The 13,717-nt window shown below is 73.0% G+C and carries 11 protein-coding genes; 6 read left to right on the top strand and 5 right to left on the bottom strand.

The window, feature by feature from the left end; genetic code table 11:
* Window position 1 precedes the first annotated feature (1 nt).
* On the bottom strand, window positions 2-568 hold the full coding sequence (locus ACGGZK_RS07690; protein ID WP_395245686.1) for a TetR/AcrR family transcriptional regulator: 567 nt from the start codon (window positions 566-568) through the stop codon (window positions 2-4).
* 77 nt (window positions 569-645) lie between these two features.
* Between ACGGZK_RS07690 and ACGGZK_RS07685 the strand changes: the two genes are divergently transcribed.
* Window positions 646-1,848: an MFS transporter gene (locus ACGGZK_RS07685; protein ID WP_395245685.1), complete on the top strand. Its 1,203-nt coding sequence runs from the start codon at window positions 646-648 to the stop codon at window positions 1,846-1,848.
* Between the two features lie 575 nt (window positions 1,849-2,423).
* On the top strand, window positions 2,424-4,613 hold the full coding sequence (locus ACGGZK_RS07680) for a glycosyl hydrolase 53 family protein (protein ID WP_395245684.1): 2,190 nt from the start codon (window positions 2,424-2,426) through the stop codon (window positions 4,611-4,613).
* Between the two features lie 63 nt (window positions 4,614-4,676).
* On the opposite strand, the gene ACGGZK_RS07675 is transcribed toward ACGGZK_RS07680, so the two are convergent.
* On the bottom strand, window positions 4,677-4,934 hold the full coding sequence (locus tag ACGGZK_RS07675) for a hypothetical protein (protein ID WP_395245683.1): 258 nt from the start codon (window positions 4,932-4,934) through the stop codon (window positions 4,677-4,679).
* Between the two features lie 232 nt (window positions 4,935-5,166).
* Between ACGGZK_RS07675 and ACGGZK_RS07670 the strand changes: the two genes are divergently transcribed.
* On the top strand, window positions 5,167-5,376 hold the full coding sequence (locus ACGGZK_RS07670; RefSeq protein ID WP_395245682.1) for a DUF1653 domain-containing protein: 210 nt from the start codon (window positions 5,167-5,169) through the stop codon (window positions 5,374-5,376).
* Between the two features lie 24 nt (window positions 5,377-5,400).
* Here ACGGZK_RS07670 and ACGGZK_RS07665 read toward each other — a convergent pair whose 3' ends face one another.
* From ACGGZK_RS07665 to ACGGZK_RS07655, 3 genes are all read right to left on the bottom strand, one after another.
* Window positions 5,401-6,342 carry a helix-turn-helix transcriptional regulator gene (locus ACGGZK_RS07665; RefSeq protein ID WP_395245681.1) on the bottom strand — a complete coding sequence of 314 codons (942 nt, stop codon included), beginning with the start codon at window positions 6,340-6,342 and terminating at the stop codon, window positions 5,401-5,403.
* 114 nt (window positions 6,343-6,456) lie between these two features.
* Window positions 6,457-7,500 (bottom strand): zinc-dependent alcohol dehydrogenase family protein, encoded by a 1,044-nt coding sequence (locus ACGGZK_RS07660; RefSeq protein ID WP_395245680.1) that lies wholly within the window; start codon window positions 7,498-7,500, stop codon window positions 6,457-6,459.
* Between the two features lie 81 nt (window positions 7,501-7,581).
* Window positions 7,582-10,059, bottom strand: a complete 2,478-nt coding sequence (locus ACGGZK_RS07655; RefSeq protein ID WP_395245679.1) for an HAD-IC family P-type ATPase — start codon at window positions 10,057-10,059, stop codon at window positions 7,582-7,584.
* 39 nt (window positions 10,060-10,098) lie between these two features.
* On the opposite strand from ACGGZK_RS07655, the gene ACGGZK_RS07650 reads away from it, so the two are divergent.
* The 3 genes from ACGGZK_RS07650 (at window position 10,099) to ACGGZK_RS07640 (ending at window position 13,695) form a co-directional block, all read left to right on the top strand.
* Window positions 10,099-11,175 (top strand): EamA family transporter, encoded by a 1,077-nt coding sequence (locus ACGGZK_RS07650; protein WP_395245678.1) that lies wholly within the window; start codon window positions 10,099-10,101, stop codon window positions 11,173-11,175.
* Window positions 11,118-11,819, top strand: coding sequence for an alpha/beta fold hydrolase (locus tag ACGGZK_RS07645; protein ID WP_395245677.1), 702 nt, complete (start codon window positions 11,118-11,120; stop codon window positions 11,817-11,819). Before ACGGZK_RS07650 ends, ACGGZK_RS07645 begins: the two co-directional genes overlap by 58 nt.
* Before the next feature lie 415 nt (window positions 11,820-12,234).
* Window positions 12,235-13,695 carry a sugar transferase gene (locus ACGGZK_RS07640; RefSeq protein WP_395245676.1) on the top strand — a complete coding sequence of 487 codons (1,461 nt, stop codon included), beginning with the start codon at window positions 12,235-12,237 and terminating at the stop codon, window positions 13,693-13,695.
* Window positions 13,696-13,717: the final 22 nt, after the last annotated feature.

The raw sequence follows: 13,717 nt of genomic DNA, 5'->3' as shown, positions 1-13,717 counted from the left end.
GTCAGGCCGACGCCCCCTCGAACCGCTGCACGATCGCGTCGACGGTCGCCGCCGCGATCGCCCGGTCGAGCGGCTCCTGCTCCCAGGCCTGGTGCATCGGCCAGCCCTCGACGAGGGCGTCGAGGGCGCGGGCGGTGGGCTCGGAGAAGTGCAGCCCGAGGCTGCTGCGGCTGACGAGCAGCCAGTCGCGGCAGAGCACGCGGACGGTCTCGTCGTAGTTGCCGTAGGCGTACATCTCGAACAGGGCGCGCACGTCGCCGGGGCTCGCATACGACCCGCCGCAGATGAGGTCGACGACGGCGTCGGATGCCTCGGCCCGCGTCGTGGCCGACTCGAGCGCCTCCCGGTACTGCGCCGACATGCGGGCGGCGAGCGCGGCGAACGACTGCTGGAGGATGTCGGCGAGCCCGTCGAAGTAGTACGTCAGCGACCCGAGCGGCACCTCGGCACGGGCGGCGATGCGACGGTGGGTGGTCTCGTGGACGCCGACCTCGCCGATGACCTCGAGGGCGGCGCGGATGATCCGGTCGCGCCGGTCGGGGTCGTTCGCACCGCGCTTGCTGGCCACGGACATCCTCTCCTCGCATCGGGTATGTACAATCGTACCCATCGTTTGTGTACGATCGTACAGATCCTGAGGATGCCATGAGTTCTTCCATCACCGCGCGTCGGCTCGCGCTCGCCGCCCTGTTCTTCGCGCCCGGCGTCAGCATCGCCTCGTGGGTGACGCGCACGCCCGACATCCGCGACCTGCTCGGCGCCTCGACGGCGGAGATGGGCCTCGTGCTGTTCGGGCTCTCGCTCGGCTCGATGCTCGGCATCGTGTCGTCGGGCCCGCTCGTGGCGCGGTTCGGCGCCCGGCCGGTCATCGCGGTCGGCGCGTCCGCGATGGTGGTGAGCATGCCCGCCATCGGCTTCGGCGCCTGGGCCGGCGCGAGCGTCGCCGTCGCGATCGGCCTCTTCCTCTTCGGCGCCGGCATGGGCGGCGGCGAGATCGCCATGAACGTCGAGGGCGCCGACGTCGAGCAGGTCACCGGGCGCTCGTTCCTGCCGACCCTGCACGGCGCGTTCAGCCTCGGCACGGTCGTCGGCGCCGTGATCGGCATCGTCGCCACCGCCGCCGAGTTCCCCGTGGTCTGGCACCTCCTCCTCGCCGGCATCGCCGCCGCCGTCGCGGTCGCCCTCGCCGTGCCGCAGCTGCCCGCCGGCACCGGCAGGGTCGCCGCCCGCGGCGGCATCCGCACCGAGCGCACCTCGACGCTGGCCCTGTGGAAGGACTCGCGCCTCATCCTCATCGGCGTCGTCATCCTCGCGATGGCGCTCGCCGAGGGCACGGCGAACGACTGGCTGCCGCTCGTGATGGTCGACGGCCACGGGTTCGACCCGGCGCTCGGCTCGACGATCTACGCCGTGTTCGCCGCCGCGATGACGGTCGGCCGGTTCGCCGGCGGCTGGTTCATCGACCGCTTCGGCCGCGCCGCCGTGCTGTGCGCCAGCGCCGTCTTCGGCGTCATCGGGCTCAGCCTCGTCATCTTCGTCGACAACCAGGTCGTCGCCGGCGCCGCCGTCGTGCTCTGGGGCCTCGGCGCCTCGCTCGGGTTCCCGGTCGCGATCTCCGCCGCCGGCGACTCCGGCCCCGACGCCGCCGCGCGGGTCTCGCTCGTCGCGACCATCGGCTACGCGGCATTCCTCATCGGCCCGCCCGCGCTCGGGTTCGCCGGCGAGGAGTTCGGCCTGCGCATCGCCCTGATCATCCCGCTCGTCGCACTCGCGGCCGCCGCGGTGGTCTCCCCGCTGCTGGGCACGCGCCGGCGCGAGCCGGAACTCGAGGAGGAGCGCGTCTCCTGACGCGGGCCGAACCCGCTGATCGAGGCGGACCGACCCTCTGAGCGAGCGGGCCCCGACACGAGGCGGGGGCCCGGAGGAGAACCGGCCCGGAACATTCGGGAAGTCCGTCGGCGCTTCAGAGGGGGTGTCGCGCCAGGTTCCGGGCCGATTCGGGTTCCCCCGTGGTCCCCGCAGCAAGCATCGCACCGGGTACGAACCGGCGAAGCCCCCTTGACAATGCGGCACGGACGGGTGCGCGATCCTCCCCGGCGGCGGCCTCGAATACGCCGCCGTCGAGGGCGCCGACCAACTCACGCACTGACGGGCGGGCTCCGCGCATCCCCGCACCGCGCCGCACCCGCCGCCCGCTTCGCCGCCGTACCCGACGCGCGGCAGGTTGCGGTCGCGCACAACTGTGAGCGATCACAGCCCGTGATCACCACGAACGTCATCGAATCTCCACGTGTGCTCTGGATGCAAGGCACTCGACTCCGGTAGAACTGTGAGCGCACACAGCATCACTCACCGCAGCGACGCGGCTCCCCCACCCTCCGGGCGGCGGCCCGCAGCGCTGCCGAACCGAAGGGAAGCGGATCGTGCGGATTCGCAACACACGCATCAGCGCGCGCACGGGCGCGGTCGCACTGGCGGCGGCGCTCGCGGTCGCGGTGCCCGCGGGCACCGGGGCGGCGTGGGCCGCCGACGCCGGCGACGCGCCGGTCGACGCCGGCATCTTCGTCGACCGGGTCGACGGGCTCTCCCCCGACTTCGTGAACGGCGTCGACGTCTCGACGGTGCTCTCGCTCGAGGCATCCGGCGTCGTGTTCCGCGACGACCAGGGGCGGCCCGCCGACCTGTTCGACGTGCTCGCCGACCACGGGGTTACCAGCGTGCGCGTGCGCGTCTGGAACGATCCCTACGACGCCGCCGGCGACGGCTACGGCGGCGGCACCGTCGACGTTGACCGCGCGGTCGAGATAGGCGAGCGCGCGACCGCCGCCGGGCTCGACGTGCTCGTCGACTTCCACTACTCCGACTTCTGGGCCGACCCCGCACGCCAGCTCGCGCCGAAGGCGTGGGCCGGGCTCTCCGACGCCGACACGGCGACGGCGCTGCACGACTTCACGGTCGACGCCCTCCAGCGCTTCGAGGACGCCGGCGTCGACGTCGCGATGGTACAGGTCGGCAACGAGACGAACAACGGCATCGCCGGGCACACACGCCCCGGTCGCGAGATCGACGCGCAGTTCGCGGCGCTCGTGCAGGCGGGTTCGTCGGCGGTGCGCGAGGTGCTGCCCGACGCGCTCGTCGCCGTGCACTTCACGAACCCCGAGACCGCCGGCCGCTACGCGACCTACGCCGCGGGCCTCGCGCAGTTCGGCGTCGACTACGACGTGTTCGCCAGCTCCTACTACCCCTACTGGCACGGCACGACGCAGAACCTCACCGCCGTGCTCACCGACATCGCGACGACCTACGGCAAGCAGGTCATGGTCGCCGAGACCGCGTGGGCCTCGACCCTGGAGGACGGCGACGGCTACCCGAACGTCATCGGCGCGAGCGGCATCACGTCGCAGTACCCGGCGAGCGTGCAGGGCCAGGCGTGGGAGCTCCGCGACGTGATCGCGGCGGTCGCGGCCGTCGGCGACGCCGGCATCGGCGTCTACTACTGGGAGCCGGCCTGGCTGCCGGTCGGCCCGGCCGCCGACGTCGAGGCGAACCGGCTGCTCTGGGAGGCCTACGGCTCGGGTTGGGCGTCGAGCGCGGCGAGCGACTACGACCCGGTGCACGTCGGCGCCTACTACGGCGGATCGGCGTGGGACAACCAGGCGCTCTTCGCCTGGGACGGCACGCCGCTCGAGTCGCTCCGCACCTTCCAGTACGTGCGCACGGGTGCGGTCGCCCCGCGCGAGGTCACGTCGGTCGAGCAGGTCGACCTCGAGGTGACGGATGGCTCGCCCGTCGCCCTGCCCGCGACGATCGCCGTCTCGTTCAACGACGGCACGACCGAGCACCCAGCGGTGCGCTGGTCGAGCGCCGTCGACTGGATCCGGGGGCCCGGCTCGTACGAGATCCCGGGCGAGACGACGACCGGCCTCGAGGTCACCGCGCACGTCGACGTCGTCGCCCCGAACCGGGTCGTGAACCCGGGCTTCGAGAGCGCCGACCTCTCCGCATGGACGCTCACCGGCCCGGCCGCCCGCCAGGAGTCGGCCGACGCGTTCGCGGGCGACTCCGCGGTGACGTTCTGGGAGGGCACGCCGTACACGGCCTCGGCCTCGCAGCGGATCACCGGCGTGCCGGCGGGCACCTACGTGCTGCAGGCGACGACGCAGGGCACGAACAGCCCGGCGACCGACACGCGCACCCTCTCGGCCACGACCTCGGCCGGCACCTGGAGCGCCCCGCTGACGTTCACCGCGTGGAACGAGTTCCACACCGCCACCGTGCCCGGCATCGTCGTCGGCGCCGACGGCGTGGTCGACCTCCGTGCAGCGTTCGCCCTCTCGGGCGGCGCCTGGGGCGTGCTCGACGAGGTGCGCCTCGTCGACGCCGCCGCCGTGGGCGGCGGGACCACGGTCGACAAGTCCGCGCTGGCCGCGGCACTCGCCGAGGCATCCGCCGTCGACCGTGCGAAGTGGTCGGATGCGTCGCTCGCGCAGCTCGACGACGCCGTCGCCGTCGGCGAGGTCGTCGTCGCCGGGTCGCGGGCGACCGCGGCCGACGTGAAGTCGGCCACCAAGCTCGTCACCAAGGCGGTGAAGCAGCTCAAGAAGCGCAAGTAGCCCTGATGCGAGCGGTCGGGATGCCTCGGGCCTCCCGGCCGCTCGCCGCATCCGCACCCCGGCTCAGGGCAGTGTTCCCAACCGCCTCGAGATCCCCTCGGTCGCCGACTCCATCGTCGGGTACCGGCGGATCGCCCCGGGGCGCGGACGACGCATCCACATCATCTCGAACTCGCCGTCGACGTACTGGAGGTACCCGAGGATCTTGCGCGTGTCGTGGTCGTCGTCGCACACGCAGTCGCACACCCGCCACATCGAGTCGTTCAGGGCGACCAGGTCGATGGCATGGCGGGATGGGCTTGCAGCGGTCGTTCGTGGCATCGGCGCCCCCTTCGCAACGATCCACCGTCATCGGTGGAACACCATCCTCCTCCAAGCCGCCCCTCGCGTCACGCCCTTGACGACGCGCCGTCGACATGCCATCCGTCGGAGCAGCGGGCGCGCTGACCGCGACCCGACGCGACCCGACGCCCGAGGGTCCACGGGATGCCCCGCCCCCGGTGGGATACCGTCGAAACTCCTGCGCGCTGCGCGCAGGGGAAGGAGACCGCCGATGCCCGTCGAACCCGGGATCTACGAGCACTTCAAGGGCGCCAGGTACGAGGTGATCGGCGTGGGCCGGCACACCGAGACCGAGGAACCGTACGTCTTCTACCGGCAGCTCTACGGCGACCACGCGGCGTGGGTGCGACCACTCGAGATGTTCGAGGAGCACGTCGAGCGCGACGGGTACGCCGGGCCCCGCTTCATCCGCGTCTACTGAGCGCCGCCGCAGCGGCCGGGACGGTCAGCGGCCGAGCGTCTCGGCCGGGGATTCGCCGAACGCCCGCCGGTACGACTCCGTGAAGCGCGACGGATGGGCGAAGCCCCACCGCCTCGCCACCTCGGTGATCGACATCGACCCCGGACCGGCGGCCAGGAGGTCGGCGCGGGCCCGGCGCAGGCGGATGCCGCGCAGCACCGTCGAGGGCGTCTCGCCGAGCTCGCGGGTGAAGGCGTAGTGGAGTCCCCGTGGGGAGATGAACACGGCGGCCGCGACATCCGCCACCGTGATCGGCTCGCCCGCGCGCGCCTCCATCAGCTCGATCGCCCGACGCACGACCGCGCCCGCCGCACGCGGCGCCGGCTCGATGGCGCCCTCCTGCCAGGTCGTCGGGAACGCGTGGAGGAACGCGACGGCGAGCTGGTCGACGGCCGCGCGCTCCACCAACGGCGACGCGAACGCCTCGGGCGCGACCGCCAGCGTGTGCCGGAAGCCGGTGAGGACGGCGTCCCAGTACCGCAGCTCCGCCTCGCCGACCGCGGCGATGCCGGCGTGCTCGATCCGGGCCGACGACCCGGAGCCGCCCACGCGGGCGACCCGTTCGATCACCGCCCGATCGAGCACCACCGCGAGCGACGCGACCGAGGCCCAGCGCCCGCCGAGCTCCTCGCGAGGCGCGAGGAACGACCGACGGTTGTCGATGTCGCGCGACCCGTGGCCGACCCGGTAGTCGTGCCCGGCGCTGCGGACGACGGTGAAGCCGCCGGTGTCGGCGACGCCGCCGCCCGGCGCCTGGAACGCGTAGTCGACGACCGTGAACCCCGAACCCGCCGTGACCTCGATGCGGGCCGACATGGGGGCATCGCCGGTGCTGCCGAGGCGGATGCCCGGGAAGAAGCGGTCGAGCTCCCGCTCGGTCGCCTCGGCGTCGCGCGCCACGGCGCGGATGGTGGTGATGCCTGACATCGTCGGCCCCTCTCGCGGGCCGCTCCGGCGGTTCGGTGCGGGTGGGGCAAGCGTAGACCACGGGTGCGGGAATCCCCCGGTCCCGGGCGAGGCCCGCCCGTGCGGCCGTCCCGGCTACAACTCGACGACGGTCATGCCCGAACCGGACGCCCCGGCCGTGCCCATCTTCGCGAGCGCCTTCGGCACGTCCTCGAGGCGGATGGTCCGCCCCACGAGCTCGATCGGCCGGAACGCCTCCGTGGCGACCGCCCACAGCATGTCGGGGTACTCGTGCGCGGCCATGCCGTGGCTGCCGAGCAGCTCCAGCTCGCCCGCGATGACCGCGTCCATCGGCATCGGCGCAGACGCGGCATCCCCCACCATGAGCCCGATCTGCACGTGCCGGCCGCGCTTGCGCAGGCTCCGCACGCTCGCGAGCGACGTCTCGGGGCTGCCGAACGCGTCGATCGAGACCTCGACCCCGCCCTCGCTGATCTCGCGCACCCGCTGCGCGGCGCCCTCGCCGCCCTTGACCGGGATCGCGCCCAGCTTCTCGACGGCGGCGAGCGCCGCGTCGGAGACGTCCACGCCGTAGGTCTCCACGCCGGCCGCGACGGCGATCATGATCGCCGAGAGGCCGACGCCGCCGCATCCGTGCACCGCGATGCGCTCGCCCGGCTGCAGCCGGCCGCGCGTGACGACCGCGCGGTACGCCGTCGCGAAGCGGCAGCCGAGCGACGCCGCCTCGACGAAGCCGAGCGCGTCGGGCAGGCGGATGAGGTTCAGCTCGGCCTCGTGCACGACCACCTCCTCGGCGAACGAGCCCCAGTAGGTGAAGCCGGGCTGCTGCTGCTGGTCGCAGACCTGCTCGTTGCCGCTCAGGCACTCGGGGCAGCGACCGCAGGCGCTGATGAACGGCGCCGTCACCCGGTCGCCCACCTGCCAGCCGCTGTCGGGCGAGACCTCGTCGCCGAGGGCGATGATCTCGCCGGCGAACTCGTGGCCCGGCACGTGCGGCAGCGAGACGGTGTCGTCGTGGCCCATCCACGCGTGCCAGTCGCTGCGGCAGAGGCCGGTCGCACGCACCTTCACCACCGCGCCGCGAGGCGGACAGGCGGGACGATCGACCTCCACGACCTCGGCCTCGTCACCGAACTTCGCGTAGCGGACCGCGCGCATGCTCCTCCTCGCTTGATCGCCCCGCGTAAGTATGGCGGATGCCCCGTTCCGGGGAGAAACGCGCGGTTCCGGATGCCCCGCTCAGCCGCCCTCGTGGTGCCGGCGCCGCCGCTCCGGCTCCGCGATCTCCGAGGCCGTGCCGAACCGGCGCCGGTGGAAGAAGCCGATCGCCTCGATCGCCAGCCACGACGCGGGGACCACGATCGCCATGTCGACGAGCGTGTCGATGTCGGGCATCACGAGCTCGAGGAACTCCTGGGCGATCGGCACCACGAGCACCAGCACCAGCCCGATGAACATCGCCGCGACGACCGCGGCCTTGATCCACGTGAAGGGTCGCGACAGCACGACGAGGATCCACAGCCCGATGAGCCCGAGGGTCACCATGCAGGCCGTGCGCACCGCGGCCTCGGGCTCGCCGAGCGCGCGGGCGTGCCCCGAGACGATCGCGATCGCCGCCGCGACGACGAGGCCCGACGGGATCGCGAACGACAACGAGCGCTGCAGGAAGCCGGGCACGTACCGGCGCGTGTTCGGCAGCAGCGCCAGCAGGAACGCCGGGATGCCGATCGTGAGTCCGTCGGTGATCGACAGCTGCCGGGGCAGGAACGGGAAGGGCCACAGCAGGATCCCGAACAGCACCGACATCGAGATCGCGTACGCCGTCTTCGACAGGAACAGCATCGAGACCCGCTCGATGTTCGCGATGACCCGCCGCCCCTCGGCGACGACGCCGGGCATGTGCGAGAACCGCGAGTCGAGCAGCACGATCCGCGCGACCGCGCGGGTGGCCGCCGAGCCCGACTGCATCGCGATGCCCATGTCGGCGTCCTTGATGGCGAGGGCGTCGTTCACGCCGTCGCCGGTCATCGCGACGGTGTGGCCGCGGGACTTCAGCGCCCGCACCATGTCGCGCTTCTGCGACGGCGTCACCCGCCCGAACACGAGGTGCCGGTCGAGCACCTCGCCGAGCTCGTCGGGGTCGCTCGGCAGCGCCCGGGCGTCGAAGCCGTCGGAGTCGATGCCGACCTCGCGGGCCACTGCGGCGACGGTGAGCGGGTTGTCGCCCGAGATCACCCGGACGGTGATGCCCTCCTTCGCGAAGTAGCCCATCGTCGACTTCGCGTCGGGGCGGACGACCTCGCGGAAGGTGAGGAGCGCGACGGGCTGGAGCCCGGCGGGCAGGCGGGCATCGTCGGCGGCCTCGGCGTCGAGCTCGTCGGGGGTGTGGGCGAGCAGCAACGTGCGCCGGCCGGTGGCCGCGAGCGTCGCGCCCTGGCGGAGCGCCCCGCGGTGCTCCGGCTCGCCGTCGTCGAGCACGAACTCGGGAGCGCCGACGACCCAGGTGCCCGCGGCGGTGCCGCGGAAGCCGACGGCGCTCCACTTGCGCGCCGACGAGAACTCGATGCGCCCGGTGACCTCGAGCCCGTCGGGCTCGTCGAACTCGTCGGCGAGGCAGCGTGCGGTCGCGTTCGCGTCGGGCACCCGGCCGTTCCAGCCGAGCGCGGCGCGCCAGCCCTCGGGCTGCGCCGGGCCGATGGGGTGGGCCTCGTCGAAGCGCACCTCGCCGCTCGTGATGGTGCCGGTCTTGTCGAGGCAGATGACGTCGACGCGGGCGAGGCCCTCGACCGCGGGCAGCTCCTGCACGAGCACCTGGTGGGCGCTGAGCTTCAGCGCCCCGACGGCGAACGCGATGCTCGTCATCAGCACGAGCCCGAGCGGGATGGTCGCGATCACGGCCGCGACCGAGGCGACCGCCGCGTCCTCCCACTCGCCGGAGGCGATCGCCTCCTCCCAGCCGCCGGCGGCCTGCATGTTGGCGTTCACGACGATGAGCATGATCGGGAAGATCGCCCACGTGATCCACTTCAGGATCCGGTTGATCGAGGTGCGCAGCTCCGAGTTGACGAGCGAGAACCGCTTGGCCTCGGCGGTCAGCTTGGCGGCGAACGCGTCGGCGCCGACCGCGGTGACCCGGCTGACCCCCTCGCCGCCGACGACGATCGAGCCGGAGAGCAGCCGGTCGCCGACGCCCTTGTCGACCGGGTCGGACTCGCCGGTGAGGAGGGACTCGTCGGCCTCGAGGCGGGTCGCGTCGAGCACCTCGGCGTCGGCGACGACCTGGTCGCCGGCGCGCACGACGACGATGTCGTCGAGCACGACCTCGCCGACCGCGATCTCCTGCTCGACGCCGTCGCGGCGCACGCGGGCGCGCGGCGCATGCAGCAGGGCGAGGCGGTCGAGGGCGCGCTTGGCGCGGTACTCCTGCGTCACGCCGATGATCGCGTTCGCGATGGCGGCGAGCCCGAACAGCGCGTCCTGCCAGTGCCCGAGGGCGAGGAGCAGGCCGAACCCGGCGAGCACGATGCCGTTGAAGAGGGTGAAGACGTTCGCGCGGAGGATGCTCCACACGCTCCGGCTGGAGGCATCCGTCGAGACGTTGACGCGCCCGTCGGCGACGCGCGCGGCGACCTCGGCCGCGTCGAGTCCCGTCGGCGCAACCGTCGTCGTCTCGCTCACCGGACCCCCCGTCCACCGACCTGAGCACGAGTGTCGCATACGGTGCCGATCCGATGGGATTGTGCAACAATACCGCGCATGCGATACGTCCTCGCGGTGCTGCTGGCAGCCGTCTGCTTCGGCACGACGGGCACCGCGCAGGCGCTCGGCCCCGAGGCCGACCCGCTCTCGATCGGCGCGGCGCGGCTCGTGATCGGCGGCGGCGCGCTCGCCGCGATCGCCGCGATCCAGGTGGTCGCGAGCCGGCGGCGGGCGCGCGCGGCGGTCGCGGATGCCCGTGCCGCGACGGATGCCGCTGCGGCGACGGATGCCCCGCCCGCGTCCCGTTCGCGCCGCATCCTGCCGTCGTGGCTGCTCGTGGCCCTCGGCGCCGCCGGCGTCGTGGCCTACCAGCCGACGTTCTTCGCCGGCACCGCGGCCAACGGCGTCGCGATCGGCACGGTCGTCGCCCTCGGCTCGGCCCCGGTGCTCACCGGCGCGCTCGACTGGCTGACGCGACGCCGCTACCCCGGCGGCCGCTGGCTCGTCGCGACCGCGATCGCGACGGCGGGCGTCGCGCTCCTCGCGTTCGCGAGCGGCGGAGGCGCCGGCGGCCGCGGCGCGACCGACCCCCTCGGCCTCGCGGCCTCGCTCGGCGCGGGCCTCTCCTACGCCGTCTACACGCTCGCCGCGAAGGCGCTCATCGACCGCGGCTGGGCGTCGAACGCGAGCATGGGCGCGCTGTTCGGCACGGCGGCGGCGGTCGCCCTGCCGATCCTGCTGCTGACGGATGCCTCGTGGCTGGCCACGCCCGCCGGCCTCGCGATGGCGCTCTGGCTGGGGCTCGTCACGACGGCCCTCGCCTACGTCCTCTTCGGCGCCGGCCTCGTCGGCCTCGCGCCCGCGACCGTGTCGACCCTCACCCTCGCCGAACCGCTCACCGCCGGCCTGCTCGGCGTGCTGCTCCTCGGGGAGCAGCTGTCGGCGGGCGCGATCGCCGGGCTCGCGGTGCTCGCCGCCGGCATCGTCGTGCTCGCCACCGGGGGCCGCCGAGCGGGCGCTGCGGACGACCGATCCGCCTCCGATCCGGTGTCGGACGCCCCGGCTAGCGTCGAGCCATGGACGTCATCCTCATCCCCGGCTTCTGGCTCGACGCCTCCTCCTGGGAGGGCGTGACCCCGCTCCTCGAGGAGGCGGGCCACCGCGTGCACCCGCTCACCCTGCCCGGGCTGGAGTCCGTCGCATCCGACCGCACCGGCATCGGGCTCGCCGACCACATCGCCGCAGTCGTCGACGCCGTCGACGGGATCGACGGGCCGGTCGCGCTCGTCGGCCACTCCGGCGGCGGCGCGATCGCGCACGGCGTCGCCGACGCCCGGCCCGACCGGGTCGCGCACATCGTCTACGTCGACGCAGGCCCCCAGCCGAACGGCGTCCCGATCAACGACGGCCTGCCGATCGTCGACGGCGAGATCCCCCTGCCCGACTGGTCCGACTTCGAGGAGGCCGACCTCGTCGACCTCGACGACGACCTGCGCGCGGCCTTCATCGCCCGGGCCGTCCCCGAGCCCGTCGGCGTCGCCTACGACGGCATCGTCCTGGCCGACGAGCGCCGGTTCGACGTGCCGATCACGGTCATCGCGTGCGAGTTCCCGAGCGCGCTGCTCACCGAGTGGATCGCGGCGGGTTCGCCGTTCACGAGCGAACTCGCCCAGGTGAAGCAGGTGACGTACGTCGACCTGCCGACCGGTCACTGGCCGCAGTTCACGAAGCCGACGCAGCTCGGCCAGGCGATCGCGACGTCCTTGCCGAAAGCCTGACCGGCGCCGCGAGCACGACGGCGCGCCGCAGGCGACGATCGCGGCGTTCCGGCGGAACTCGTGGTTGATCAGGCCTACACCCCCCGTTCTGGGCCGGTCGACCCCCCGTTTTGGGTGCCGTGCGGGCGCCGCGGGGTGAGTAGCGTCAGGCGGTAAGACAACCCGGATATTCATCCAACCGCCGTTTTCAGTTCAGCGGCCGGCAACGGTCGCAGTCGGACTTCCGAGCCGACCGCACCGTTGTCGGCCGCTGCCCCGAACGTGGAGGCTCCGATGCCATCACGCTCCCCCGGTGACCCCTCACCGATCCCCTGGACCCGACTCACCCGATCCCTGGTCTCCGATGAGCACTGCATCCTCATCAACTGAATCCGGAAAGAGCGCCCCCTTCACCGCAGCCGCACGAAAGACCGCGGTGAGCAACGTCGTCGCCCTCCCGGACGCACCCTCGACGCGAGTCCGCTGGCGGCACCGCTACCGCGATCGGCTCCGGATCACCGACGCGGCCGTCGTCACCGCCGCGACCCTCGCGGCCGTCGCCGTCCGCCTCGCGGTCGTGGGCGAGTCGACGATCGCCACCGAGCCGGCGTGGCAGCGGATCGGCGTCCCCATCCTCATCGCCGGTACCTGGCTCCTCTTCCTCGCCGCCTTCCGGACACGCGCCCCGCATGTCACGGGCTCCGGCGTGACCGAGTACAAGCGGGTCCTGAACGCGTCCGCGGCGGCCTTCGGCATCCTCGCGATGGTGATCCTCGTGCTCGACGTGACCAGCGCCCGGTGGTACTTCCTGGTGGCGCTCCCCATCGGCGCCATCACCCTGCTCGGCGGCCGCTGGCTCTGGCGGCGCTGGCTCCTGGCGCAGCGCCGGTACGGCCACTACCTCTCCCGGGCGATCGTCGTCGGCACGATGGGCGACATCGAGTACGTCGTGCGACAGGTCGACCGCAACGGTGCCGCGGGCCTGCACGTCGTGGGCATCGTCACCGACGACGAGCCCTCGGCCGCGGTCGCCATCGGCGACCGGACCATCCCCGTGCTCGGCCGCATCGAAGGCGCCGCCGCCGCTGCGGCCGCATCACGCGCCGATGCCGTCGTCGTGACCGGCCACATCGACGCCGACGGCACCCGGCTGCGCCGGCTGGGATGGGACCTCGAGGGCACCGGTGCCGAACTCGTGCTGTCGTCGAGCCTCGCGGATGTCGCCGGGCCGCGGATCCACTTCCGCCCGGTCGAGGGCCTCCCGCTCCTGCACGTGGAGATCCCGACCTTCGACGGCTGGCGGCACGTCGTGAAGCGGGCGTTCGACGTGCTCTTCGCACTCGTCGCGCTCGTGCTCATCTCCCCCGTCCTGCTCGTCGTCGCCGTCACGGTGAAGCTCGACAGCCCCGGGCCGGTGTTCTTCCGCCAGACCCGATGCGGCCGAGACGGGCGCACGTTCGAGATGCTGAAGTTCCGGTCGATGGTGCAGACCGCCGAGGAGGACCTCGCCGGACTCGTCGACCAGAACCAGGGCGCCGGACTCCTGTTCAAGTTGCGCGACGACCCGCGCGTCACCCGGGTGGGCCGGGTGCTGCGGGCCTACTCGTTGGATGAGCTGCCCCAGTTCTGGAACATCCTCGTCGGCGACATGAGCGTCGTCGGCCCCCGGCCGCCGCTCGTGTCCGAGGTCGAGTCGTACGACGGCGTCGTGTCGCGCCGGCTGATGATCAAGCCCGGCCTCACCGGACTCTGGCAGATCAGCGGACGGTCCGACCTCAGCTGGGAGGAGAGCGTGCGGCTCGACCTCTACTACGTGGAGAACTGGTCGATCGCCGGCGACCTGATGATCATCTGGCGCACGGTCCGGGCCGTCGTCCGCCCGAACGGGGCCTACTGACGGCGGCCTCCGCGCGGCGGCG

Origin of the sequence: Agromyces sp. MMS24-K17 (assembly GCF_043950245.1) — a bacterium.
Taxonomy (GTDB): Bacteria; Actinomycetota; Actinomycetes; order Actinomycetales; family Microbacteriaceae; genus Agromyces.
Note: the sequence above shows the minus strand (reverse complement) of the source record. Positions and strands in the feature narration are given on the sequence as shown.

Excerpts from the sequence above, each read along its gene's own strand:
- ACGGZK_RS07685 (WP_395245685.1), top strand. The coding sequence starts at position 646 with ATGAGTTCTTCCATCACCGCGCGTCGGCTCGCGCTCGCCGCCCTGTTC.
- ACGGZK_RS07675 (WP_395245683.1), bottom strand. The coding sequence starts at position 4,934 with ATGCCACGAACGACCGCTGCAAGCCCATCCCGCCATGCCATCGACCTG.
- ACGGZK_RS07670 (WP_395245682.1), top strand. The coding sequence starts at position 5,167 with ATGCCCGTCGAACCCGGGATCTACGAGCACTTCAAGGGCGCCAGGTAC.
- ACGGZK_RS07665 (WP_395245681.1), bottom strand. The coding sequence starts at position 6,342 with ATGTCAGGCATCACCACCATCCGCGCCGTGGCGCGCGACGCCGAGGCG.
- ACGGZK_RS07660 (WP_395245680.1), bottom strand. The coding sequence starts at position 7,500 with ATGCGCGCGGTCCGCTACGCGAAGTTCGGTGACGAGGCCGAGGTCGTG.
- ACGGZK_RS07655 (WP_395245679.1), bottom strand. The coding sequence starts at position 10,059 with ATGCGACACTCGTGCTCAGGTCGGTGGACGGGGGGTCCGGTGAGCGAG.
- ACGGZK_RS07650 (WP_395245678.1), top strand. The coding sequence starts at position 10,099 with ATGCGATACGTCCTCGCGGTGCTGCTGGCAGCCGTCTGCTTCGGCACG.
- ACGGZK_RS07645 (WP_395245677.1), top strand. The coding sequence starts at position 11,118 with ATGGACGTCATCCTCATCCCCGGCTTCTGGCTCGACGCCTCCTCCTGG.